The organism is Marinobacterium aestuarii, from assembly GCF_001651805.1.
GTDB lineage: Bacteria > Pseudomonadota > Gammaproteobacteria > Pseudomonadales > Balneatricaceae > Marinobacterium_A > Marinobacterium_A aestuarii.
Window position 1 is genome coordinate 4,412,663 of record NZ_CP015839.1, and the last position, 20,461, is coordinate 4,433,123.

Annotated in this window: 19 protein-coding genes; 7 read left to right on the plus strand and 12 right to left on the minus strand. The window is 60.1% G+C overall.

Annotation, left to right across the window (positions count from 1 at the left end):
* Positions 1-54: 54 nt before the first annotated feature.
* Together A8C75_RS19325 and A8C75_RS19330 are read left to right on the plus strand one after the other, a co-directional pair.
* Entirely contained in the window at positions 55-453 is a 399-nt protein-coding gene (locus tag A8C75_RS19325) for a Zn-ribbon domain-containing OB-fold protein (protein ID WP_067385989.1), read from the plus strand.
* Positions 453-1,643 carry a thiolase family protein gene (locus A8C75_RS19330; protein WP_067385991.1) on the plus strand — a complete coding sequence of 397 codons (1,191 nt, stop codon included), beginning with the start codon at positions 453-455 and terminating at the stop codon, positions 1,641-1,643. The genes A8C75_RS19325 and A8C75_RS19330 overlap by 1 nt, the downstream gene beginning before the upstream one ends.
* Positions 1,644-1,652: 9 nt before the next feature.
* Here the strand turns inward: A8C75_RS19330 and A8C75_RS19335 are convergent, their stop codons facing one another.
* From A8C75_RS19335 to A8C75_RS19360, 6 genes are all read right to left on the minus strand, one after another.
* The gene (locus A8C75_RS19335) at positions 1,653-2,447 is read right to left on the minus strand and encodes an IclR family transcriptional regulator (RefSeq protein ID WP_067385993.1); all 795 of its coding nucleotides are present in this window, start codon (positions 2,445-2,447) and stop codon (positions 1,653-1,655) included.
* A 109-nt stretch (positions 2,448-2,556) separates the two neighbouring features.
* On the minus strand, positions 2,557-4,191 hold the full coding sequence (locus A8C75_RS19340) for an MFS transporter (protein ID WP_067385994.1): 1,635 nt from the start codon (positions 4,189-4,191) through the stop codon (positions 2,557-2,559).
* Positions 4,188-5,066, minus strand: coding sequence for a fumarylacetoacetate hydrolase family protein (locus A8C75_RS19345; protein ID WP_067385996.1), 879 nt, complete (start codon positions 5,064-5,066; stop codon positions 4,188-4,190). Before A8C75_RS19345 ends, A8C75_RS19340 begins: the two co-directional genes overlap by 4 nt.
* 2 nt (positions 5,067-5,068) lie before the next feature.
* Positions 5,069-6,010: a VOC family protein gene (locus A8C75_RS19350; RefSeq protein ID WP_067385998.1), complete on the minus strand. Its 942-nt coding sequence runs from the start codon at positions 6,008-6,010 to the stop codon at positions 5,069-5,071.
* 107 nt (positions 6,011-6,117) lie between these two features.
* Entirely contained in the window at positions 6,118-6,879 is a 762-nt protein-coding gene (locus A8C75_RS19355; RefSeq protein ID WP_067386000.1) for an SDR family NAD(P)-dependent oxidoreductase, read from the minus strand.
* A 50-nt stretch (positions 6,880-6,929) separates the two neighbouring features.
* Entirely contained in the window at positions 6,930-7,166 is a 237-nt protein-coding gene (locus tag A8C75_RS19360; protein ID WP_067386002.1) for a ferredoxin, read from the minus strand.
* A 516-nt stretch (positions 7,167-7,682) separates the two neighbouring features.
* Between A8C75_RS19360 and A8C75_RS19365 the strand changes: the two genes are divergently transcribed.
* The 4 genes from A8C75_RS19365 to A8C75_RS19380 all read left to right on the plus strand — a co-directional run bounded on the left by A8C75_RS19365 (position 7,683) and on the right by A8C75_RS19380 (position 11,850).
* Positions 7,683-8,951 (plus strand): MFS transporter, encoded by a 1,269-nt coding sequence (locus A8C75_RS19365; protein WP_067386003.1) that lies wholly within the window; start codon positions 7,683-7,685, stop codon positions 8,949-8,951.
* A gap of 13 nt (positions 8,952-8,964) precedes the next feature.
* Positions 8,965-9,285: a 2Fe-2S iron-sulfur cluster-binding protein gene (locus tag A8C75_RS19370; protein WP_067386005.1), complete on the plus strand. Its 321-nt coding sequence runs from the start codon at positions 8,965-8,967 to the stop codon at positions 9,283-9,285.
* A 43-nt stretch (positions 9,286-9,328) separates the two neighbouring features.
* A complete protein-coding gene (locus A8C75_RS19375; protein WP_067386007.1) occupies positions 9,329-10,564 on the plus strand; it encodes an NAD(P)/FAD-dependent oxidoreductase in 1,236 nt (411 codons plus the stop codon).
* Between the two features lie 77 nt (positions 10,565-10,641).
* Complete coding sequence (locus tag A8C75_RS19380; RefSeq protein ID WP_067386009.1) at positions 10,642-11,850, plus strand: MFS transporter; 1,209 nt, start codon at positions 10,642-10,644, stop codon at positions 11,848-11,850.
* Between the two features lie 114 nt (positions 11,851-11,964).
* On the opposite strand, the gene A8C75_RS19385 is transcribed toward A8C75_RS19380, so the two are convergent.
* The 6 genes from A8C75_RS19385 to A8C75_RS19410 all read right to left on the minus strand — a co-directional run bounded on the left by A8C75_RS19385 (position 11,965) and on the right by A8C75_RS19410 (position 18,702).
* Positions 11,965-12,315, minus strand: coding sequence for a nuclear transport factor 2 family protein (locus A8C75_RS19385; RefSeq protein ID WP_067386011.1), 351 nt, complete (start codon positions 12,313-12,315; stop codon positions 11,965-11,967).
* Between the two features lie 37 nt (positions 12,316-12,352).
* Positions 12,353-13,627: an MFS transporter gene (locus A8C75_RS19390; RefSeq protein ID WP_067386013.1), complete on the minus strand. Its 1,275-nt coding sequence runs from the start codon at positions 13,625-13,627 to the stop codon at positions 12,353-12,355.
* Between the two features lie 57 nt (positions 13,628-13,684).
* Complete coding sequence (locus A8C75_RS19395; RefSeq protein WP_067386016.1) at positions 13,685-14,470, minus strand: SDR family NAD(P)-dependent oxidoreductase; 786 nt, start codon at positions 14,468-14,470, stop codon at positions 13,685-13,687.
* A gap of 97 nt (positions 14,471-14,567) precedes the next feature.
* Positions 14,568-15,599 (minus strand): hypothetical protein, encoded by a 1,032-nt coding sequence (locus A8C75_RS19400; protein WP_067387532.1) that lies wholly within the window; start codon positions 15,597-15,599, stop codon positions 14,568-14,570.
* Between the two features lie 59 nt (positions 15,600-15,658).
* A complete protein-coding gene (locus A8C75_RS19405) occupies positions 15,659-16,942 on the minus strand; it encodes a cytochrome P450 (RefSeq protein WP_067387534.1) in 1,284 nt (427 codons plus the stop codon).
* Positions 16,943-17,043: 101 nt separating this feature from the next.
* Positions 17,044-18,702 carry a phytoene desaturase family protein gene (locus A8C75_RS19410; RefSeq protein WP_084784166.1) on the minus strand — a complete coding sequence of 553 codons (1,659 nt, stop codon included), beginning with the start codon at positions 18,700-18,702 and terminating at the stop codon, positions 17,044-17,046.
* Positions 18,703-19,776: 1,074 nt separating this feature from the next.
* Between A8C75_RS19410 and A8C75_RS19415 the strand changes: the two genes are divergently transcribed.
* Positions 19,777-20,427, plus strand: a complete 651-nt coding sequence (locus A8C75_RS19415; protein WP_067386018.1) for a TetR/AcrR family transcriptional regulator — start codon at positions 19,777-19,779, stop codon at positions 20,425-20,427.
* Positions 20,428-20,461 lie beyond the last annotated feature (34 nt).

Sequence of the window (20,461 nt, forward strand, 5' to 3'; positions counted from 1 at the left end):
ATGTACAAATGATAATGTTAAACCTGAGTCAAAACCAGACCCCGGGGTTCTCCAATGACAAGAAAACTGCCCGCCCTCAATGACGACAATCGCGCCTTCTGGCAGGGCGGCGAGCGGGGTGAATTACTGATCCACTATTGCAGTGGCTGTGCGCGCTTCTTTCATCCGCCGGGGCCGATCTGCCCCGATTGCGCCAGCCTGGAGGTCGATGCCAGAGCCGTATCCGGCAAGGGCACGGTGCTGAGCTATACACTGAACTATCAGCCGTGGATCCCCGAGCTCGAGGTTCCCTATGTGGTTGCGATTATCGAGCTGGCCGACCAACCGTCGCTTCGCTTCATCAGCAATGTCGTTAACATGGACCCAATGGAGGTGCACATTGGCATGCCGGTGAAGGTGCGCTTTCTTAACGTCGAGGATGTTTGGCTACCACTGTTCGAGAGGGATCAATAATGTTCGATCATCGCTACGAGAAAGACGTCGCTATCACCGGTATCGGCCAGTCAGAAGTGGGTCGGCCGTCATCGAAGTCCGCCATGCGCCTGACCGTGGATGCCTGCCTGGAAGCCATAAGCGATGCCGGGCTCGAGCGCAGTGACATCGACGGCGTGGCCTGCTGGCCGGGTGACAACAACAATGGTGACCCCTTCTCGCCGGTCGGCCCCGGCGCACTGAAAAACGCCCTGGGGCTAAACGTCAACTGGTTTGGCGGTGGCTACGAAGGCCCCGGGCCTCTGGCCGGGGTGATCAACGGCGCCATGGCCATTGCGGCGGGCATGTGCAAGCACGTGCTGGTCTTTCGCACCATTACCGAGGCGTCGGCACGTGTACATAACAAGCAGGCGGGGGCACTCAGCAACAAGACCCAGGGGCGCGACAGCAGCTTTTCCTGGCAATGGTTTACGCCCTTCAATGTCATGTCCGGCATCAACCTGATGGCCCTGTATGCACAGCGCCATTTTCATGAATATGGCACTCAGCCGGAACAACTCGCGCAGATCGCCCTGACCTGCCGGCAGAACGCCCAGCGCAACCCCAAGGCCATCTATCGCTCACCGATGACGATGGATGACTACATGCAATCACGGATGATCTCCACACCGCTGCGCATGTTCGATTGCGACGTGCATTGCGATGCCTCCACGGCCATTGTGCTGTCGCGCCGTGATGCGGCGCGCGACACACGCCAGCCCCCCATTCGTATCGAGGCAATGGGCGCGGCACTCAACCAGCCCTGGTCCTGGGATCAGATATCACTGACCGAAATGGCCGCCTTCGATGTCGCCAAGATGATGTGGTCACGCACTGACTATGGTCCTAAAGATGTCGACTCGGCACAGTTGTACGATGGCTTCTCGATACTCACCATGATCTGGCTGGAAGCCCTCGGGCTCTGCCCGGTCGGGCACAGTGGTGAATTCGTCGCCGGTGGCAAGCGCATTGCGCTGGACGGAGAACTGCCCATCAACACCAACGGCGGCCAACTGTCCGGCGGGCGCACCCATGGCCTGGGTTATGTTCATGAAGCCTGTTTACAACTGTGGGGCCGGGCTGATGGCCGCCAGGCCGCCAATCAGCATGTTGCAGCGGTCGCCGCGGGCGGTGGACCACTGGGGGGCAGCTTGCTGCTGGTCAGGGACTGAGCTGAGCCTTCAGGACAGCACTGTCGCCACTTCAGCGCAGAACTCGATAAGCGCGGCCCCGAGCTCTTCAATTCCCTCGGGGTCTCGCTGCCCGCGAAACATGACTGCCGACACCGTGAAGTCGATGGAACCGGAGGCGGAGTAAACCGGGGCAGCCACGGCCAGAATACCGATCGAGAAATGCCCATCGTCCATCGCCCAGCCACGCTCGGCGGCCAGGCGAACCTCCTCGCGATAGGCTGTGAAGCTCAGCGGCCGCGCCCAGCGAATGCGCTCGAAGTTCGCCTGAATATCCGGATCGTCGAGATTTACCTGGGTCGCGAACAATCTGCCACTGGCGCCCATCAGCATCGGCAAGCGCTGGCCTTCAGCCATATCAATACGCACATCCGCAGGGCTGGCGGCAGAACTGACGATAACAATTCGGTCAGGTCCCACCCGTCGCCACAGCGTAACCGTCACCCGCTGCTGGGCCGCCAGGTTTTGCAACAGCGGCTTGGCCAGTTGCACGCGCTGGCCCTGGGTCACCAACTGCTCGACCAGACGGGCAAGCCCTGCACCCGCCGAATAACGCTTGGACATGGGATTGAAATCGACGACATCCTCCACCACCAGTGTGCGCAGAATATTGAAGCAGGTACTCGGATTGATCGACAACTGCCGGGCAATGTCGACCGAACGCTCCGGCGAACCAACCTGGCTCAGGTGACGGAGAATGCGCACCGCATTGACGACCGGCTTCACCGTGACGACGGATGCGGCCTTGTTGTTATCATTGGGAGCGTCGACATCTGTGCTGTCCATAGGAGTTTCTCGGGTAATGTGGCTTGAAGACAAAGCATCATTCTATATCGAGAATAAAATAGTCACACGAATTTAATACGGAAATCTTATATCCAGCCGCGCGTGCGACTCAAACCACATCCACCGGCGATTGATAGATATATCGCCTGGGTGCCAATGGCTCGAAACGAAACCGAGACAAGCTACGTTCAAGCACTTCATCGGCCAGGGTCACCCGCTCCTGCTGACGCAGGTAGTCCAGCCAGGATTCGACAATAAAGCGCTCGACGTAATGATCGGTTTGCGCGAGGTCACGATAAAGTCGCCAGTTCTGCGCGCCGTTGCGCCGCCGCGACTGGCCGACGGCATAGACGATGCGCAGGAAGTCGTCACGCTCCTCAGCGCCTACCTGATAACTGATTTCCACGCAGACCGGCCCATCGTCATGGGACACGTCGCCCGCCAGCACCAGCACCGGCTTGTCGGTCTGCTGCGCGTCGGCGAAATCAGCTTCCCGACCCATGGCAATGGTCCCGCCGCGGGTCAACAGCACCCCCAGCAGAATGCTCGTGGCCGACAGCAGCAGGCTGTTTTCCAGCCCTAGATACTGCGCCAGCGCCCCCCACAGGACGCCACCCACAGCCATTGAGCCCATCAGCACCAGCAGGTACACCGAGGCGACGCGGGCACGCACCCAGTTCGCCGCATAAGTCTGCACCACAGTGGAGATAGTCGCGTTTACCGCCATCCAGCCCATGCCGGCGAGCAGCAGCATCGCACAGACCACCAGCTTGCTGTTCGACAGTGCCGCCGCGAACGTTGCCGCCGCGAACGCGAAAGCGCCGGCGACGATTAGCCGGCGCAGCGGAAAACGACGATAGACACTGGTCAGGCTGAGAGCGGCCAGCACTGCACCTGCCCCCATGAAAGCCATCAGCAGGCCATAACCACCTGCGCCCATGCCCAGCTCGTGCTTGGCCACCAGCGGCATCAGCGCCCAGAGCGCACTGGCACAACTGGTGAAGACGAACACCTGTTTGAGCGCGCTGGACAACACATCCGAGTGGCGGATATAGCGCAGGCCGCTGCGCATGCCGCCGACCAGGGTCTCCGGCGGCAGATCATCTACACGGGTTTTGGCTGGTAGCTGGAAAATGATGAAAACAATGACCGCGGCCATGCACAGGGCGATGACCAGGAACACCGAGGCGCTGTTCCACCAGGCAATCAGTGCGCCGGCCAGAGCCGGACCCAGGGCGCGGGTGGCATTGATCGAGATGCCGCTGAGGGATACCGCCGCCGGAACCTGCTCGCGCGGGATCACGCCGACCAGCGTGGTCATCCAGGCCGTCATGCCCAGCGCACTGCCGCTGCCAAGGACGAAGGTGAACAGCAGCAGCGACCAGGCCTGCAGCAGGTCGAACCAGGCCAGCAGACAGAGCACCGCGGCAGCACCGAGAATCGCCGACTGGGTGAGCAACAGCAGGCGGCGCGGGTCCATGCGATCAGCGAGCACCCCGCCCGGCAGGCCGAACAGGAACACCGGCAGGGTGATCGCGGTCTGCACCAGCGAGACCATCAAGGGTGAGGCCGACAACAGGGTCATAATCCAGGCTGCGCCGACCGTCTGCATCCAGATCGCCATATTGGCCACCGCACAGGCAAGCCACAGCCCCACAAACAACTTGTGGCGCAGCGGCGCCCAGAACGGGGCATACTCGGGTCTCGTTACGCTCACCGGAGCGCCTTGCCTGTTCAGGCTCATGCGGGCCGCCCCAGCCGCCCGACCTCCCGCGCCGGATGCAGGCGACGTGACGCGCCGACGCGGTTGCGTAGCGCACCTATGCCCTGGATGTGCGCCTCGACCCTGTCTCCAGGCTTCAGGAAGCGCCCGTTTTCCAGGCCTACGCCATGGGTCGAGCCGGTGAACAGCAGGTCGCCGGGGCGCAGTTCGATGCGTGCATCGAGGTAATTGAGCAATTCATCGACGGGAAAGATCATGTTGCGGGTATTGTCCTGCTGGCGGCGCTCGCCGTTGACGCTCAGACTCATCTCCAGCGCTGGTTGCCCGCTGCCGCCCAGTTCATCAAGGGTGGTGATCCAGGGGCCCAGGGGTGTGGTGCGATCCATTGCCTTCTGGGTGAGCAGGTCAAGGCGACCGATCTGGCGGCCGGCGTCGCGGGCACTAATATCATTGCCCACCGTATAACCGAGCAGGCAACTGCTCGCCTGTGGCTCATCCAGCAAAGGCCGGGCAAGCATCGCCACCAGTTCGACTTCGTAATCCAGCTCGGCCGTCAGTACCGGGTACTGGATATCATCCAGCGCACCCAGCAACGCCGACTCCGGCTTCATATAGGCCAAGGTGTGCGCCGGAGCCTCAGTGCCCAGGCGCTGCAGATGACTCAGGTAGTTCAAGCCAACGCCAAAAACCCGGGCACCGGGCTGCAGCGGAGGCAAGAGCCGGCAGCGAGCCAGCTCGATAGGCTCCTCGGCCAGATCCAGCGCTGCAATCCCCCGCTGCGCCAGCACGCCCAGCCACTCAGCAAAAGGCGCACGAATGCGTCTCAGCGGACCGGATGGCGACTCCAGCAGAGCCCAGAATGCCTCGCCACTAATGTCAACGCGCGCCAGACGCATGCTTAGCGCTTGCTGACCAGGTACTCGGGATCCAGCACTTCCTCGGGCGTACGTACACTCGGACCGAGGATGGGCCCGACCATCTCGTGCCCCCAGACGCTCAGCACTTCGGGATTGAGTTCATAGGGGTCGCCCTGCCAGGGTTCGATCTCGGCAATGGTCTCGAACGCAAAGCCCGACGGATTGAAATGATAGAAGGACACATGCGGATCCTGGCAATGCTGCCCCAGGGTCATCATCATCGGCAATTCGCGTTTCCTGACGATGTCGTAGGTCTCGCCAACATCGCGGATACTGTTCACAACGATGCCCACATGCTGAACCCCCATGCGACCGGGCCCGTGTCCATAGGCTATATCATGGCTGGTGTGAGTGTTGAGCTTGGAGCGGAAGAATCCGGTACGCCCTTTACCCGCACCGGCGCCGTACCAGTGAAATCCCATCACTTCCAGGAGAAAATGCTCCAGCTCAGGCGTGTATTCGGGCGTGATCAACACCACATGACCGGCACCGCGCTCGTCCGCCAGGAAGCCGCCGTGGGGGCGGCCTGGCTGAAAGGAGCGCGGTGTCCATTTCTGCGCATAGAACAGTTCATGCTGATAGCCCACCGGATCACGGAAGCGAATCAGCTCGCGCACCCCGCGTTTCTCACAGAGTTCGGCATCACCACGGGTAAATTCGACACCGGCGGCGGTGAACTTCTTCAAGGCATCCTCGAACGCCATGCGCCCGACAGCCTCCCAGCCGATGTAGGCGATACGGTCGATCTTGCCAGGATGGAAGGCGAAGCGATGACGCCGGTCGTCGATGCGGAAGTAGAGGGAATCAGGATCGCTCTGGGGCGAGCGGCCAATACCGAACCCCATCACCTGCGGGCCATACTCACGCCAGGCTTCGATGTCCGCAGTTTCGAAACCCATGTAGCCAATGCCAATGATGTCCATGACGGTTCACCTGTTCTTATTCGATTTTTTTCGTACCGGGCTTAGGCTGATGCCTGCGCGGACGGTAGTAATTTGGCACATCTGCACAGCAGCACTGCCCAGATCTATTAAACGGCCAACAGGCCACCGTCGATAACGAAATCGGAGCCCGTGATAAACGAGGCTTCACTGGAGGCCACAAACACTGCCATGGCGACCACTTCCTCCGGCTCGCCGGGGCGATCCATAAGCACGCCATCAAGCAAGGCTGCACGGGCCGCGGGGTTCTCGAGAAATGCCGCTGTGCCTGGCGTGGCGATGAACCCCGGGCTCAGGCTGACCGCGCGAATTCCCACAGGCGCACCCTCCACCGCCAGCTGACGAGTAAAGGAAACCACCGCCCCTTTGGCAGCGGCATGGGCCGCGATACCGGCGACCTTGGAGCCACCCCAGGCAGCCGTCGATGACACATTGATAATCACCCCGCGTTGCTCGGCGAGGTAATCCCATGCGTATTTGGTGGTGTAGAACAGCAGATCGATTTCATTGCGCATGGTGTAGCGCCAATCCTCGACGCTAAACTCGCTGACGGGGCCAAAGCGCGCCGCCGAAGCGTTATTGTAAAGAATATCGATGCGCCCATGCTCGGCCGCGGCTGACTCGACCCATGCCTGGGCCTGTTCATGATCGCCGAGATCAACAGGGGCATAGCCATGCAGCTGCAAGCCTTCGGCCTGTAGCAAGGCGGACGTTTCCTCATGCCCATCCGCATTGAAATCACACCCCACCACAATGGCGCCTTCACGGGCGAACTGCAGTGCGGCAACCCTGCCCTGACCACCGCCTGTACCCGTAATCAGGGCAACCTTACCTTCCAAACGACCTGTCATCCGCCCCTCCATCATTCATCTGTGATTGCGACCGCTGTTTCACAAAAAACTCAGGCTTTGCCAGTCTCAGGTGTGATGTCTTCGAGCCAGATCGCCTCGGCGGGACAGGCTGCCGCACCTTCTCGAGCCTCTTCCTCAAGCTCGGGCGGGACTATATTGTCGTCCAGGTAGACCAAACCATCAGCATCCAGCTTGTAAATGCTGGGGCAGATGGCGGCACACAAGCCGTAACCACAGCACCGGCTGCGGTCGGCCACTACTTGAAATCGCGCTTTCTCGGAACTCATATTATTCTCCTTATCAGGTACCACCAAACAAGATAATGAACACTTTTAACTCATTTGTAAATATTTCGATCCAACCAGGAAGTTCTAGCTGATACCGCTAGTATAGAGCGCCAAGCTGGAGCCCTGGGTTACTTGACGCAGCCTGGACTGGCATTAAATCGCCAGGAAAAGGGCTAAAAGGCTCACAAAAGAACATAATATGAACATTTTTTAAAATTATGATCATACAAAAACCCCATTGCCGTCGACAGCCATAGGCGTGCAACGCGACGCGTCACAGCTACCCGCCCTCCGCAACCTGCTCCTGCAGTACGCGCCAGAGCACAGGCGCATCCCCTTTATAGTTGTTTTTTTACTCTGAAGCAGACCGGAGCAGCATGACTAGACAGGCGACTCACACTGATATATTCTGCATACGAGATTTTATTCTTATATCAGAATATCTATCAGCTGCGCAACCAAGAGATAATGCCCAGCTGCTCGGCAAAAATAAGACCCATAACAGGTGCCTGCCCGATGTCCCATCCAACTAGCGACGCTGCCATTGATTTCACTGAGTTTCGGCAAGGCTGGAGAATGCTTATTCTCGCGGTCGCCGGGGTGGCGGTTAGCATCAACGCTGCACTACTGTACGGTTTTGGCACCCTGGTGCTCCCGCTGGAGCAGGCCTTCGGCTGGAGCAAGAGCGAGCTGCAGGTCTCGATCACCTTCCTCTTCGGTGGCGCCGTAATTTCCCTGCAACTGGTCGGATGGTTCAATCTGCGTCACGGCATGAAGCGGGTCACCGTGATCTCGCTAATATTGCTGTCGCTGGGTTACCTTTTAACCACGCAGCTAACCCCATCGATCTGGTCCCTCTACCTGGCCTTTGCATTGCTACCGATCGTCGGCATGGGAGCGCTGGCCGTAACCTGGACCCAGTTGCTCAGCCTCTGGTATGAACGCAATCGCGGCCTGGCGCTGGCAATCGGCCTCTCGGGTACCGGCCTCACCGCAGCCACTATTCCGCGCTTGCTGGCCTGGGGCATTGAGCAATGGGACTGGCGTGCAGCCTTCGTCATTCTTGCCCTGCTCAACCTGCTGCTGTTACTGCCGTTGACGCTGCTCTGGTTCAAGGTACCGGGAAGCGACATGTCAAATCAGCAACACCGGGGCAACAAACTGCCGGCGCTGCAGGGCATGAGCTTTAAGGAAGGCATGGCGTCCCGCAAGTTCTGGACCTGTAACCTGGCGCTCGGTCTGGTGATCTCCTCCATCGTCGGCATGGTCACCAGTACGGTGCCGATGCTGCAGAGTCGTGGACTGACGGCCAGCGATGCCAGCCTCATTTTCAGCGGCTTTGGCGTCTCACTGATTTTCGGCCGCCTGCTGATCGGTTATCTGCTGGATCGCCACTGGCCTCCAGGCGTGGCCGCGATTAGCCTGGCACTGCCGGCCATCGGCTGCCTGATCTATCTCAGTGGCACCCAGGATTTCATGCTATTGCTAAGCGCCGCCATTCTGGTGGGGTTTGGAGCCGGCGCGGAGTTCGACATCGCCGCCTTTCTCGTCGCCCGCTATTTCGGCCTGCGCGAATACGGCCGGCTGTTTGGCGTTCATCAGGGACTCAACACCGTCGCCTCGGCGCTGGCACCGCTGCTATTCGCCCTATTGCTCAGCCGCACCGGCTCCTACTCGGCGATGCTGCTGTATTCCATGGCCTGCTGCCTTGTCGGCCCCTTGTTGTTGCTGACCCTGGGCCGCGCTCCACGTTTTTCCGCGCAGCCACTTCCCGCCCTTGCTTAAAAGGAATCAGATAATGCCCACGCTAACGCTCGTCGAACACAACGGTACCGAACACCAGGTAACTGGCGAAATTGGCCAATCGGTCATGCAGGCGGCCATGTTTGCCTCGGTTCCCGGAATCCAGGGCGACTGCGGCGGTGCCTGCAGTTGCGCCACCTGCCACGCTTACGTCGACGATCAGTGGCAAGCACAAGTGGCTGAGGCCGAAGGAGCCGAGGCCGACATGCTGGAATATGCATCCGAGCGTCGTGCCTCGAGCCGCCTGACGTGCCAGCTGGTCATCAGCGAAGCGCTTGAGGGCCTGGTGTTGCACCTGCCCGAGTCACAATATTAAATCCCGCACTCCAGTCGCGGCACCCTAATAAGAAGGAGATTCCATGTCACTCGCCTCGGTAGTAATTGTCGGCGCAGGCCAAGCCGGTTTTCAGGTCGCCACGTCTTTGCGGCAGTCCGGTTATGAAGGGCGCATCAGCCTGATTGGCGATGAACCTGGCCTCCCTTACCAGCGCCCCCCCTTGTCCAAGGCCTATCTGCTCGGCAAGATCGGCGCCACTAACCTGCTATTTCGCCCTGAAAAATTCTACACAGAGCAACGCATCGAACTACGGCATGATCGCGCGACGGCTATCGACCGACAGAATCGACGCCTGCTGCTCGAGGGCGGAGAAGCCCTGGGTTACGATCACCTGATCCTGGCCACAGGCGCGCACAACCGCCCTCTGCCGGTCCCCGGCGCAGAGCTCGAGGGCGTATTTGGTATCAAGACCAAGGTCGATGCCGACACCCTGGCACCGCTTTCCAAACAGGCGCGCAACGTGGTGGTCATTGGTGCCGGCTTCATCGGCCTGGAGTTCGCTGCGGTGGCCGCATCCCTGGGCTGCGCGGTACATGTACTGGAGCTGGGCGACCGGCCTATGGCGCGCGCGATCAGTCGCGAGATGTCTGAACTCTTCAGTCAGGCTCACCGCCGCTGGGGCGTTCATCTGGACTTCCGCCAGGGCCTGACCCGGGTAATCGGCGAAAACGGCCGCGTCACCGGTGTGGAAACATCGGACGGGCGCATACTGGACGCCGACCTGGTGGTCTTCGGCATAGGCGTGATTCCCAACACCCAACTGGCAAGCGAAGCCGGCCTGGAAATCGCCAACGGGATCAAGGTCGACGCCCGCCTGCTCACATCCGATCCCCATATCTCCGCCATCGGCGATGTCGCCTGCTTCCCCTGCCTGCAGAATGACGAACAGCTGACCCGCCTCGAGTCAGTGCAGAACGCGGTGGATCACGGGCGGGCCGTGGCGGCCCGGCTGATGGGCAAACCGGCGCCCTATGTCGCACTGCCATGGTTCTGGACGGATCAGGGTGACTTGAAGCTACAGATCGCAGGCCTTTCTATCGGCTATGACAGCACAGTGGTCATCGGCTCGGTGGAGGACGCTCAAGTCTCGGTATTGTGCTTTCGCGGGGAGCAGTTAATCGCGGTCGAATCGTGCAATCGCCCCGGGGACCACCTGGCGGCACGCAAGATCCTGTCCCGCCAGCCGGCACTTGGCCCAGCGGAAGCCGCCGCGCCCGGCTTCGAGCTCAAGGTCTGGGAAGCCGCCAACCGCGATTGATCCCCCTGGCGCCGCGCCCGTAACCGGGGCGCGGTGCGCGCCTCGGGACACATACAGAACCCGCAAGGCGACGACGGATGAATGTCAGTACGAAACCCCTTCCAGCCGGCCTGTCGATTATGTCGATCGTCTGCTTCAATTTTGTCTCCTATATAGGTAACGGGCTGCCGCTGGCCGTGCTGCCTGGTCATGTACTGAATACCCTGGGATTCGGCAGCACCATGGCCGGCCTGGTGATAGGCGTGCAATACCTGACGACCCTGCTTTCGCGCCCACTGGCCGGACAGCTGGCCGACCGCTTCGGCGCCAAGCGCACTGTGATGACGGGGCTCGCCATCCTCACGGGCAGCGGCCTGCTGACCGCAGTGGCGATCATTCTGCCGACGTCCCCCTGGGGCTGCCTGGCACTCCTGATGGCCGGCCGGATCCTCCAGGGCATAGCGTCGGCCCTGATATCCACGCCCAGCTGCAGTTGGGCCATAGGCCTGCATGGCCCCTCACGCACCGCGCAGGTCATGTCCTGGAACGGTATCGCCGCCTACGGCGGCACGGCCATAGGCGCACCGCTGGGCGTGCTGATACGCGATCACCTCGGGCTTGCCGGCATCGGTGTCTGTATTACCCTGCTCGGTTTCATGCCCCTGCTGTTCGCCCGGACCAGACGCCCGGCACCCTTGCTGCCAGGCGTGCGGCTACCCTTTCGCAGCGTTTTCATGGCTGTGCTGCCCAACGGTCTCGCCGTCGCCTGCAGCTCGGCGGGGTTCGGCAGCTTGACCGCCTTCATCGCCCTGTACTTCGACAGCCTGGGGTGGGACAACGCGGCCTACTGCCTGAGCGCCTTCGGTGTCGCTTTTATCCTAACCAGACTGGCCTCACCCAATGCGCTGCCGCGCTTTGGCGCCTACCGGGTGGTCAGGGTCTGCATGGCAGTGCAGACTCTGGGGCTGCTGCTCGTCTGGCTGGCGCCCTCACCCCTGGTGGCAATCCTCGGCTCCGCACTGACCGGCCTGGGTGTTTCCTGGGTCTATCCGGGACTGGCGGTGGAAACCCTGGCGCGCACACCGGAGGCCAATCGCAATTCGGCCCTGAGCACGCTTTCGCTGTTCTTCGATCTGGCAGTGGGACTGGCGGGGCCGGTGATGGGGCTGGTCGTTGCCGGATTCGGCCTGGCACAGGTGTTCTTCTGCTCGGCCCTGTTATCAGCCATGGGTTGTGCGCTGGTGCTGAGCCTGCATTGGCGTCAGCCCGCAGCTCAATCTGCAGAGACCCTAAAAACACCCGGCTAACGCTTTAGTGTCCCGCACCAGCAAGCTGGAGTTACCCGAAGTTGGGCCACGCGCCGCAAGGCCCCGCGGCCTTACCGCTCGAGCGCGGCCCATCACCGCGCCCTCTGTGTCCTGTCAGACTTTGATGAAATAACGCACCCAGAGCCTGCCGTCCTGGAAGCGGTACAGTTCCATGGTTTCAATACCGCCACTGCCATCGCGCAAGGCGTTGCGATGATGACAGGCGGCTTCCTCACCATTAATGATGGTTTCCTTGACCTCGACACGAAAACGCGGCTGCTGGTTTTCCCACATGCCTTCCAGAATCTGCCAGGGGTCCGTTGGCAAGGGACGACCGACATACTCGATGCTCAGGCCAGCGGGCGACACACTGCGGTAATGCGCGAAGAACCCTTCTTTGTCACCCTTGTTCCAGCATTCAACCTGGCCATGCAGGAACTGCTCAATAGCGTCTTTTGCACTCATAGCTCTCTCCTCGATTTACATTGGTCTCGCACGCCCGTTAGGCATGCTGTTGTTGGCCCACCACCCTTGCTGTCGGCCTTAGCCAGAACAGAATCGACGGGCCTATGATGGCGCAGGCCAGGCAGCACAGCAGTAACGCCGAATAACCACCGTAGGCTTCATAGAGGCGGCCAAAAAAAATCGGCATCAGGCCGCTGCAGATGGTGACCAGCGCCAGGTGCAGACCGAAGATCCGCGCGTAATCGCGCAGCCCGAAATAACGCGCCATCAGGAAGGCCGCCAGGTCGAATTCCGCACCGGCACTGGCACCAATGCACAGGGTCGCGAGCACCAGCAGCGCCATGCTCTGCACGCCGCCAAACAGGAAAATTACACAGCCAATGGCCGGCAGCGCCAGACTAACCGCCGCGACCAGGATAGGCCTGTAGCGATCCAGCAGATAGCCCACCAGCAGGCGCCCGGCAATGATGGAAACACCGAAACTGCTGAAAATCTGGCTCGCCGCCTGAGCGGAAAGCCCCTTGCTCTGCAGCATCGGCACTATATTGGTGACCATGCCTACGGTCAGGCACACCGACAGAATCAGGGCGATATTGAAACTCCAGTACAGCGGCGAGCGCAGCACCTGACGGTAGCAAGTCCCCCCCAGCGGCGGTCCGGTCTCAGCGCCCATGGGCAAGCCTGAGGCCCGTTCGTTCGGCAAGCGCAGCCAGAACAGGGCCATCGGCAGGGTAAGCAGCAGCGGCATTGCCGCCAGGGTGAAAAAGCCCGCCTGCCAGCCGAACTGCGCGATCAGCCGCTCCAGCAGTAGCGGCAGCACCACTGCCATGAGTCCGGTACCACAGAGAATGACTGCCAGGGCCAGGCCGCGGTTGCGTTCGAACCACAGGTTCACCAGTTGCGTCCAACTGATGGCGATGGTCCCGGCGCAGACCAGCGGCATGGCGAAGTACGCCAGGTACAGCCAGCCGATGGAATGCTCGATCCGGGTGATCGCCGCATAGCCGATGACCTGCAGCACGATAGAGACGATCGCCACTCGCCGCAGGCCGAAGCGGCGGTAGAGGGGGCCGACCAGTTGGGTAGAGATGGCCACACCGGCGAACAAAAAGGTGATAGACGCCTGCAGATCACCCCGGCTCCAGCCAAAGGCCTGTTCGAGGGGGATCACCAGGGTGCCGAAACCGTATAGCAGGCCCACGCTGATGCTGGTGCAGATACCGGCCAGGCCGAGCAGGAGCACGCGCCAGCCACGCCTGAACTCGCCGAGGTCAATGGCGACTTTGTTTGTCGAAGGGGATGTGTCAGTCATAGAGTAACTCCTGACGCGGCCGGTCAGCCCGCGGACCGGCTGCGCAAAACGGGTTCATTACGCCTTGAGGACGTCGTCCACTTTTGGCATGGCAACCATGGTGGCGCCGCCGTCGACCAGCAACGAGGTGCCCGTTATATAGGACGCCTCGCTGGACGTCAGGAAGAGTGCGGCCGAAGCGATGTCCGCCGACTCGCCCAGTCGCGCTACCGGAAAGTGGGCCGCCAACTTGTGTGGCAAGTCATCACCTAGGGTATGCAGCATATGATCGGTGCCGATTAAGCCAGGTTCGATCACATTAACCAGAATATTCAGTGCACCGAACTCCACCGCCAGGCCACGGGCAAAGGCATTCATGAATGCCTTGCTGGAGCCGTAAGGGATCAATGTCGGGGTGTACTTGCGGTTGGCCTCGCCGGAGGAAATAAAAATGATCCGCCCCTTGTCCTGTGCTCTGCAAAGGTACGGAGCCGCGTCCTTGGCAAGCCAGAACAACGATTGAATATTGCTGCGCACTATGTGATCGAAGGTGTCATCTGACATTTCGCTGATCAGGCCGCGAGCCGTATCGGCCGCGCAGTGCACCAGGATATCCAGGGCACCGAAGGTCTCGACCGCGCCCTCGATCATGGATTTGATCGCCGCGCGGTCGGCGATATCGCCGCCCACTAGGCAGGCCTGTGCGCCAAGCGCCAGGATCTGTGCGATGGTTTCTTCGCCGTACTTTGCGGTGCGGGCAGAGACCACCACCTGCGCGCCCTCCCGGGCATAGGCCAAGGCGATGGCGCGGCCCATGCCACGGCCGGCACCGGTGACGAGCACGACCTTGTCTTTGTATCTCATCGACAGCCTTCTCTTATTTTTTGCTGCTAAAGGCTCCCGCGGCACTCAGACCGACGGGAGGCACATCGTCGTTATTTCTCGGGTAGTAGGCTGGGCTTCAGAGATCCCGGCCCGGCACATTGCGTGCCGAACCATTGCGCCGGTCGGACTCGCCCCAGCCCAGCCAGTGCGATGGCTCGCGGGTATCACCCACCCGGCGCCAGCGCCCTTCCTGCTGCGCGGTGATCGGGAAGCCGCCGACGAAGTCGATCATTTCGCCCCTGGGGTCAGGAAGGAACTCCCACTCTTCCTTGCCGTCGAGCAGGATACCCGCCGACGCCAGGAAGTAACTGCCATCCTTGTGGGTAGTCTGCCCTTCAATATCAGTGGTCACCCGCACGTCACCCTTATCGTTGGTGAAGATGGCGTAACCGAGGTGATCATGGCCAACCATGAAGGACCCTGCGTCCCAACTGCCGTCTTTGTACACGGTAACGAACGACCACCAGATGACGTGCTTGTTGTTGTTGACCACCAGATCCTTCTTGAAGTGAATGGCCCCTCCTTCAGCCATGTAGAACTGGTCGAGCGCCATTGCCCCTTTCACCCGCTTGCCTTCGCAGACACCGGAGAGTTCCCACAGCTGCGACACATAGAAGGTGCCCCACTCCACCCCCGGCAAATACCACTGCAGGCCCGGCCCGAGCAGCCGGCCTTCCAGCTCGAACAGCCCCTCCTCCCGCCATGTCAGACGCTCGCTGTTGGCGCTGATCTCCCAGCCGTTGCCGGCCTCACCGGGCTGGCTGGCCCAGCGCACGGTGTCGCCATCAAGGGTCTGCTGCGGCATGGGGGTCAGTGCCTGCAGGGCCATTTTCGCGTGATCCATGCGCAGGTTGACGCCATCGACATGATTATTCAGGTAGAAAAACTTGGTCGGGTTAGGCGTGCCGCCAGGCGCCAGTAGCGAGCGCACGAACGAATAGATGTTGCCGTCCTCGTCGCGCACCGAACCAAAGGGCGAGGACTTGCTCAATTGCAGCCCGAAGAAGCCGCGGCTGCCGCCCATCGCCGCGCCGCTGACCTGGTGCGGGCCGACCAGTTGCTGAAAGCCGAAGTCGCCGCGCTCGGGAATTGTCTTGAAAGTTTTCATCAGGATCATCTCTTATCGTTATCGTCGACAGTCACGTATGACAGATGGGATAGCGACGCTCAGTCCCAGATCACCGGCAACGATGCGACACCGCGCAACTGTGCACCCTCAATAACAGGGGTCGGTTGCGACGGGTCCAGACGAATGTTGGGGAACAGGTCGAGAATGGCGTTGATCGAGCAGCTGATCTCGACCTTGGCGATAAACTGGCCAATGCACATGTGCGGGCCAAAACCAAAGCCAAAAGCAGGCTTGAGCTTGCGGTCGATATCGAACTCATCGGGGTTGTCGAAGGCTTCCTCATCGCGGTTGGCGGAGACCACCATGCACTGTACAAAGGACCCCTTGTGAATCTTCACTCCATGGAACTCCACATCCTTGGCGGTCTCGCGCACCTTGAAGGTAGCCACTGGTTCGTAGCGCGCGGTTTCATCCATCAGCTTGGCAATCAGCGAGCGATCACTCCTGACCCTTTCCAGCAGGCCCGGGGTCGTCAGCAGCAAGGCCATTACCGAACTGAACATGCGCGTGGTAGTTTCGCCAGCGGCGGGCAGCAGCGAGCGCGTGAAGGTAATCACCTCGTGATCATCCAGCGTGCGCCCTTCAAATTCGGCACGCAACAGACGCCCGACCACATCGTCACCCGGACTGCCTTCGGCACGGCGACGCACCACTACGTCCTGAATGGCGTCATACAGACCCTTTACCGCGATCCCAGCGTTTTGGCGGGCCTCGGCCATTTTCGCAGGATCAATCTGATTGCCGCCGACCATCGCCAGCGCCCAGGCCGCGTACTGCTTGTACTTGGATGGGTCATCAGAGGGAAAGCCCATCAGCGCGTACATGATACGGATCGGCAACTCCAGGCCGAACTGCATCAGGTCGGCCTTCTTCTGCGACACCAGCGGCTCCAGGAAGTCCTTGCGGATCACCTCGTCGATCTGCCCCCGCCACTTGTTCACGTTCTCGGGCATGAATGCCGGTTGTAGCAGGGCGCGCACCTTGCGGTGCGGCTCGCCGTCCATCGCCAGGATCACCAGGCCATCAAAGAAGGCGCCCAGGCCCTCGGCGATAAAACCACTGGTGTAGGTATTGCCGTCGCGCAGCACCGCCATCACGTCCTTGTACTTGAACAGGGCGAAGGTCGGCCGAGTCCCCTGCTGGATTCCGGCATTGGTCGGTACACCGAACTGGGTGATGAAATCACCTTCGTAAACCGGCGATTTCAGGCGCTGCTCACGGCACACCGCATGGATATCCAGGCTAGTACCGAGGTAGGTCTTGGATACCGCGGCATAGGCGCTCTTTAGATCAATCTCGGTTTCGGTACGCTTGTCACTCATGGTCATTTCTCACTCGTTAAAATTGTTATTTTCGCGGTCATTGTCACTGAATCATCTAGGCACGGCTTAAGGTTCAGAGCCCAAAAGCGGGACGAGCCTGCTCAGGTGCCTGGTGTGGTCTGGCCAACAGCTTTCTGGCTCGCAGCCTCTGAGGTTTCGGTACGCGCACTTGTGCGCTTGCCCAGATATCGATTGACACGCTGGGCCGCAAGACGCCCCGCCATGCCATTAACACCGCCGCCGGGGTGAATACCGGCACTGCCGAAATAAAGTCCTTCGACCGGCAGGGTGTCGCCGCCCAAGCCCAGGGCCGGACGCATCCTGCTGGAACGCAGAGTAGAGGTGTCTATGTGCACAACACAGCCATTCACCGTATTCAAACGTGCGCTGAAGTCCGGTGCCGCTTCAAGCCGGCGACCAATGATGGTGTCTTCGTTAACGCCCTCAATGTACTCACTGATCTGGCTGATCAGTTGATCGGCGACCCGCTCGCGCAGTGCATCCCAGCCTTCGACGGGATTGACCGGCATGGCCGGCGGGTAGATGTACAGAACGTCCTGGCCACTGGGTGCCTGGGACGGGTCGACAGCGCTGGGGGCGGCAAAGGTGATGTAGGGCAAGCTTGGCAACTCGCCACGCGCACTGGCCGCGAAGTTTTCCAGCACAGCCTCGGCGGTACCAATTAGCAGGCAGGCCTTGCGCAGGTCGACGCCGTCGCCACGCTTGGCCTCAAAACGCGGCACCGAGATCTGCCCGTTCAGGGCCAGGTCGAGCTTGACCGGCCCTGCACCATGGGCGTTGGCCGGTGCCATCGCCACTCGGGTCAGCAGTTTCTGCTCAATCGCACCCGGCGTGACCATCTCCAGCGCCACCTTGGGATGGCAGCTGGCGACCACCACCCGGGCGTTGAACTCCTGGCCATCCTGCAGTCGAACCCCACGAACCTTGCCGTCCACGGCGACGATTTCTGCCACCGATGCCGAGGTCATCACCTCGCCCCCCAGCTCTTCAAAGCGCGAACGCAGGGCATCACTGAGCTTCTGCATGCCACCGATCACCCGACCCACGCCAAAACGGTGCAAGAAGGCCACCAGGGCGTAGTAAATACCACTGCCATCCGCTGTGATTACACCGGCAAGGCCTGTCAGGGCACTCATGGCGGAAATCGTCACCGGGTGTTCGAAACGCTCCAGCGCCGCCTGATAGGCAGAACCGGTCATCAGCGCCATCAATTCAGGCTTGAGCTTGCGATTACGCAACACTGAACCCAGAACCTTGAGTTTGGTACCCAGATTGAACCGGGCCGGATCAGCCCGCATCATTGGCAGTGCCATGTCGATAAAGGCATCCAGTACCTTGACGAACTCCAGGTAGGCGTCAGCATCGCGAGGGCTGTAACGACGGATTTCCTCGGCAGTTCTGTAGGCGTCACGCCAGAACACCACCGAGGTGCCGTCCGGGTGCAGATAGACATAACCAGGCGAGTACTCGACCGCTTGAAAGCCGTGGCGTTCCAGCTCAAGTTCGCGCGGCACATGGGCATGCACCCGCATCGACATCATATCCAGTGCACAGGGGTGTACCAGATGCTCGGGCGCCTCCGGGATCAGATAGCCAGAGGATGCCATGCCGCCGACCTTGCCCTGAGCCTCCAATATCATCACCTTTTTGCCCTCAGCAGCCAGGTAGCACCCGGCTGTCAGGCCATTGTGTCCGCCCCCGACAACGAGGACATCGAATTCGGTATTACTCAACGACATATCTTCTCTCCATGGCCGGTCGATAGGACGCCAGCCGACTTGTAGTGCATTTCAATAACGAGGTCCGTTGCCAGATCCTCCATGCGTGGACACAGAGCCATGCAATCAAAGTGCAGGTCACTTTATTCGATGGTCAGGAACCAATGGCATGCAAAGGATTGCGGCAGTCCCGCCTGCGCCTGGCGCAAAGGTCGCCGCCGGACAACCCGGTTCCTGCGTAATCTGCGCTGACCGGTACAAGCCGCTCAGCGTAAAAAGTGTCCGTTCAGCAAGGGTCCACGCTGAGGTTAAAAACCGGGCACAGCAGGCTCGCACGTTTGAAGCGCGGTGTTTCCACGCTGTGCTGGCCACTATGTGTTTCTCAGGGTCTGAATCTTTATCCCCGTCGCCGCAATCAAAATGATGAGCGCCCGATAACTTGAAACAGTTGGCTGAAAATTCATAAGGCCAATCTCCGTTGTTATATTTTTCGAGAAGTTCGCAACGCCGATCGCCGCGGTTGCCAGCTAATACCCTAGCGAATATGCAGCCAAAGCAGCAGCCAATCCGTTTTACCCTGAGTAAAACGAAAATCACTTGATACGCGGGCCGGCAAAAAGCACATTTTCTATCAGCGCCATCGATCCGGTTACACAATCAAGGTGACTCATCAGGAATTGCCAGCAATGGCGCCTGTATCGCTGCCTGCCCTAGGTAAAGGGCGCACAATTCAATGGCTATGGCTGAGTTGAATGGATATAATTTCACGCGAAGTCTACCTCCTGGCAGGAGGACCGCTTATTAACGAATAACGCCGTCCACACACTTATACAGCTGCTGGAAAGCCGTTCACCCAGCTCAATAAGCCAGCGCCAATCTCGGTTTCAGCGCATCGAAAGCGCCACTGCAAAAACACTTTCCACCGTGCAGACACCATCGCATTACCCATTATCATGGCGCTGACATGCACCCTCTGCAGACGTATCTCGGGTGGCCGCGCATGCTTAAGTGCCACCGAGCGATTACGCTCGAACAGTGCCTTATTGAAGCCTCTGGCAGGGCAAGGCGACAGCTAAATGGGACATAGCCAATAAAATGAAGAAAACCTCAGTTCGCACCGAACCCAATAAACGCGATACCTTGAACCGCTTGCTGGACGTCGCTCGTCAGGAGTTTTCCAAAAAAGGCCTGAGCGGCGCACGTATTGAGGATATAGCCCGCGGAGCCGGGATTACCAAACAGCTCATTTATCACTATTACGGGTCGAAAGAGCGACTCTTCAGTGCCGTACTGGATGAATCATCCCAACGCATCATGGCCGAACTCATCGCCCTTGAAGTCGAACACCTGGCACCGACGGCAGCCCTGCGCGCATTACTCAACTGCTGCTTCGATCAATACAGGGATGATCCGTTTTTGGGCGCCCTGGCCCTGGAGGGCATTCGCTACCATGACGCCAATGACACGCCTCGCAACATCTTTGCTGACCGGTCACCTGCCCTGGCGGAAAAGTTCGACAATATTCTTAAACGCGGCGCGCAATGCGGGGAGTTCAAAACCGTGGAGGATACGCGGCTGTTTCTTGCAACAGCCGCCCTGCTCACCTCAGGCGGCTTTACCAATCACTACTCCGTATCGGTGCTGATCGGTGTCGATACGCGCTCAGCACAGGGCATGCAGCTGTGGCGGCAGTACTCTGCCGACTTCATCATATCGAGCATCAGCCTCACACCCACCCCGGTGTAAACCGCCCCAGGCAACCGGGTAGTAAACGCCTTTA

Coding starts and splice junctions, on each gene's coding strand:
- A8C75_RS19325 (WP_067385989.1), top strand. CDS start 55: ATGACAAGAAAACTGCCCGCCCTCAATGACGACAATCGCGCCTTCTGG.
- A8C75_RS19330 (WP_067385991.1), top strand. CDS start 453: ATGTTCGATCATCGCTACGAGAAAGACGTCGCTATCACCGGTATCGGC.
- A8C75_RS19335 (WP_067385993.1), bottom strand. CDS start 2,447: ATGGACAGCACAGATGTCGACGCTCCCAATGATAACAACAAGGCCGCA.
- A8C75_RS19340 (WP_067385994.1), bottom strand. CDS start 4,191: ATGAGCCTGAACAGGCAAGGCGCTCCGGTGAGCGTAACGAGACCCGAG.
- A8C75_RS19345 (WP_067385996.1), bottom strand. CDS start 5,066: ATGCGTCTGGCGCGCGTTGACATTAGTGGCGAGGCATTCTGGGCTCTG.
- A8C75_RS19350 (WP_067385998.1), bottom strand. CDS start 6,010: ATGGACATCATTGGCATTGGCTACATGGGTTTCGAAACTGCGGACATC.
- A8C75_RS19355 (WP_067386000.1), bottom strand. CDS start 6,879: ATGACAGGTCGTTTGGAAGGTAAGGTTGCCCTGATTACGGGTACAGGC.
- A8C75_RS19360 (WP_067386002.1), bottom strand. CDS start 7,166: ATGAGTTCCGAGAAAGCGCGATTTCAAGTAGTGGCCGACCGCAGCCGG.
- A8C75_RS19365 (WP_067386003.1), top strand. CDS start 7,683: ATGTCCCATCCAACTAGCGACGCTGCCATTGATTTCACTGAGTTTCGG.
- A8C75_RS19370 (WP_067386005.1), top strand. CDS start 8,965: ATGCCCACGCTAACGCTCGTCGAACACAACGGTACCGAACACCAGGTA.
- A8C75_RS19375 (WP_067386007.1), top strand. CDS start 9,329: ATGTCACTCGCCTCGGTAGTAATTGTCGGCGCAGGCCAAGCCGGTTTT.
- A8C75_RS19380 (WP_067386009.1), top strand. CDS start 10,642: ATGAATGTCAGTACGAAACCCCTTCCAGCCGGCCTGTCGATTATGTCG.
- A8C75_RS19385 (WP_067386011.1), bottom strand. CDS start 12,315: ATGAGTGCAAAAGACGCTATTGAGCAGTTCCTGCATGGCCAGGTTGAA.
- A8C75_RS19390 (WP_067386013.1), bottom strand. CDS start 13,627: ATGACTGACACATCCCCTTCGACAAACAAAGTCGCCATTGACCTCGGC.
- A8C75_RS19395 (WP_067386016.1), bottom strand. CDS start 14,470: ATGAGATACAAAGACAAGGTCGTGCTCGTCACCGGTGCCGGCCGTGGC.
- A8C75_RS19400 (WP_067387532.1), bottom strand. CDS start 15,599: ATGAAAACTTTCAAGACAATTCCCGAGCGCGGCGACTTCGGCTTTCAG.
- A8C75_RS19405 (WP_067387534.1), bottom strand. CDS start 16,942: ATGAGTGACAAGCGTACCGAAACCGAGATTGATCTAAAGAGCGCCTAT.
- A8C75_RS19410 (WP_084784166.1), bottom strand. CDS start 18,702: ATGTCGTTGAGTAATACCGAATTCGATGTCCTCGTTGTCGGGGGCGGA.
- A8C75_RS19415 (WP_067386018.1), top strand. CDS start 19,777: ATGAAGAAAACCTCAGTTCGCACCGAACCCAATAAACGCGATACCTTG.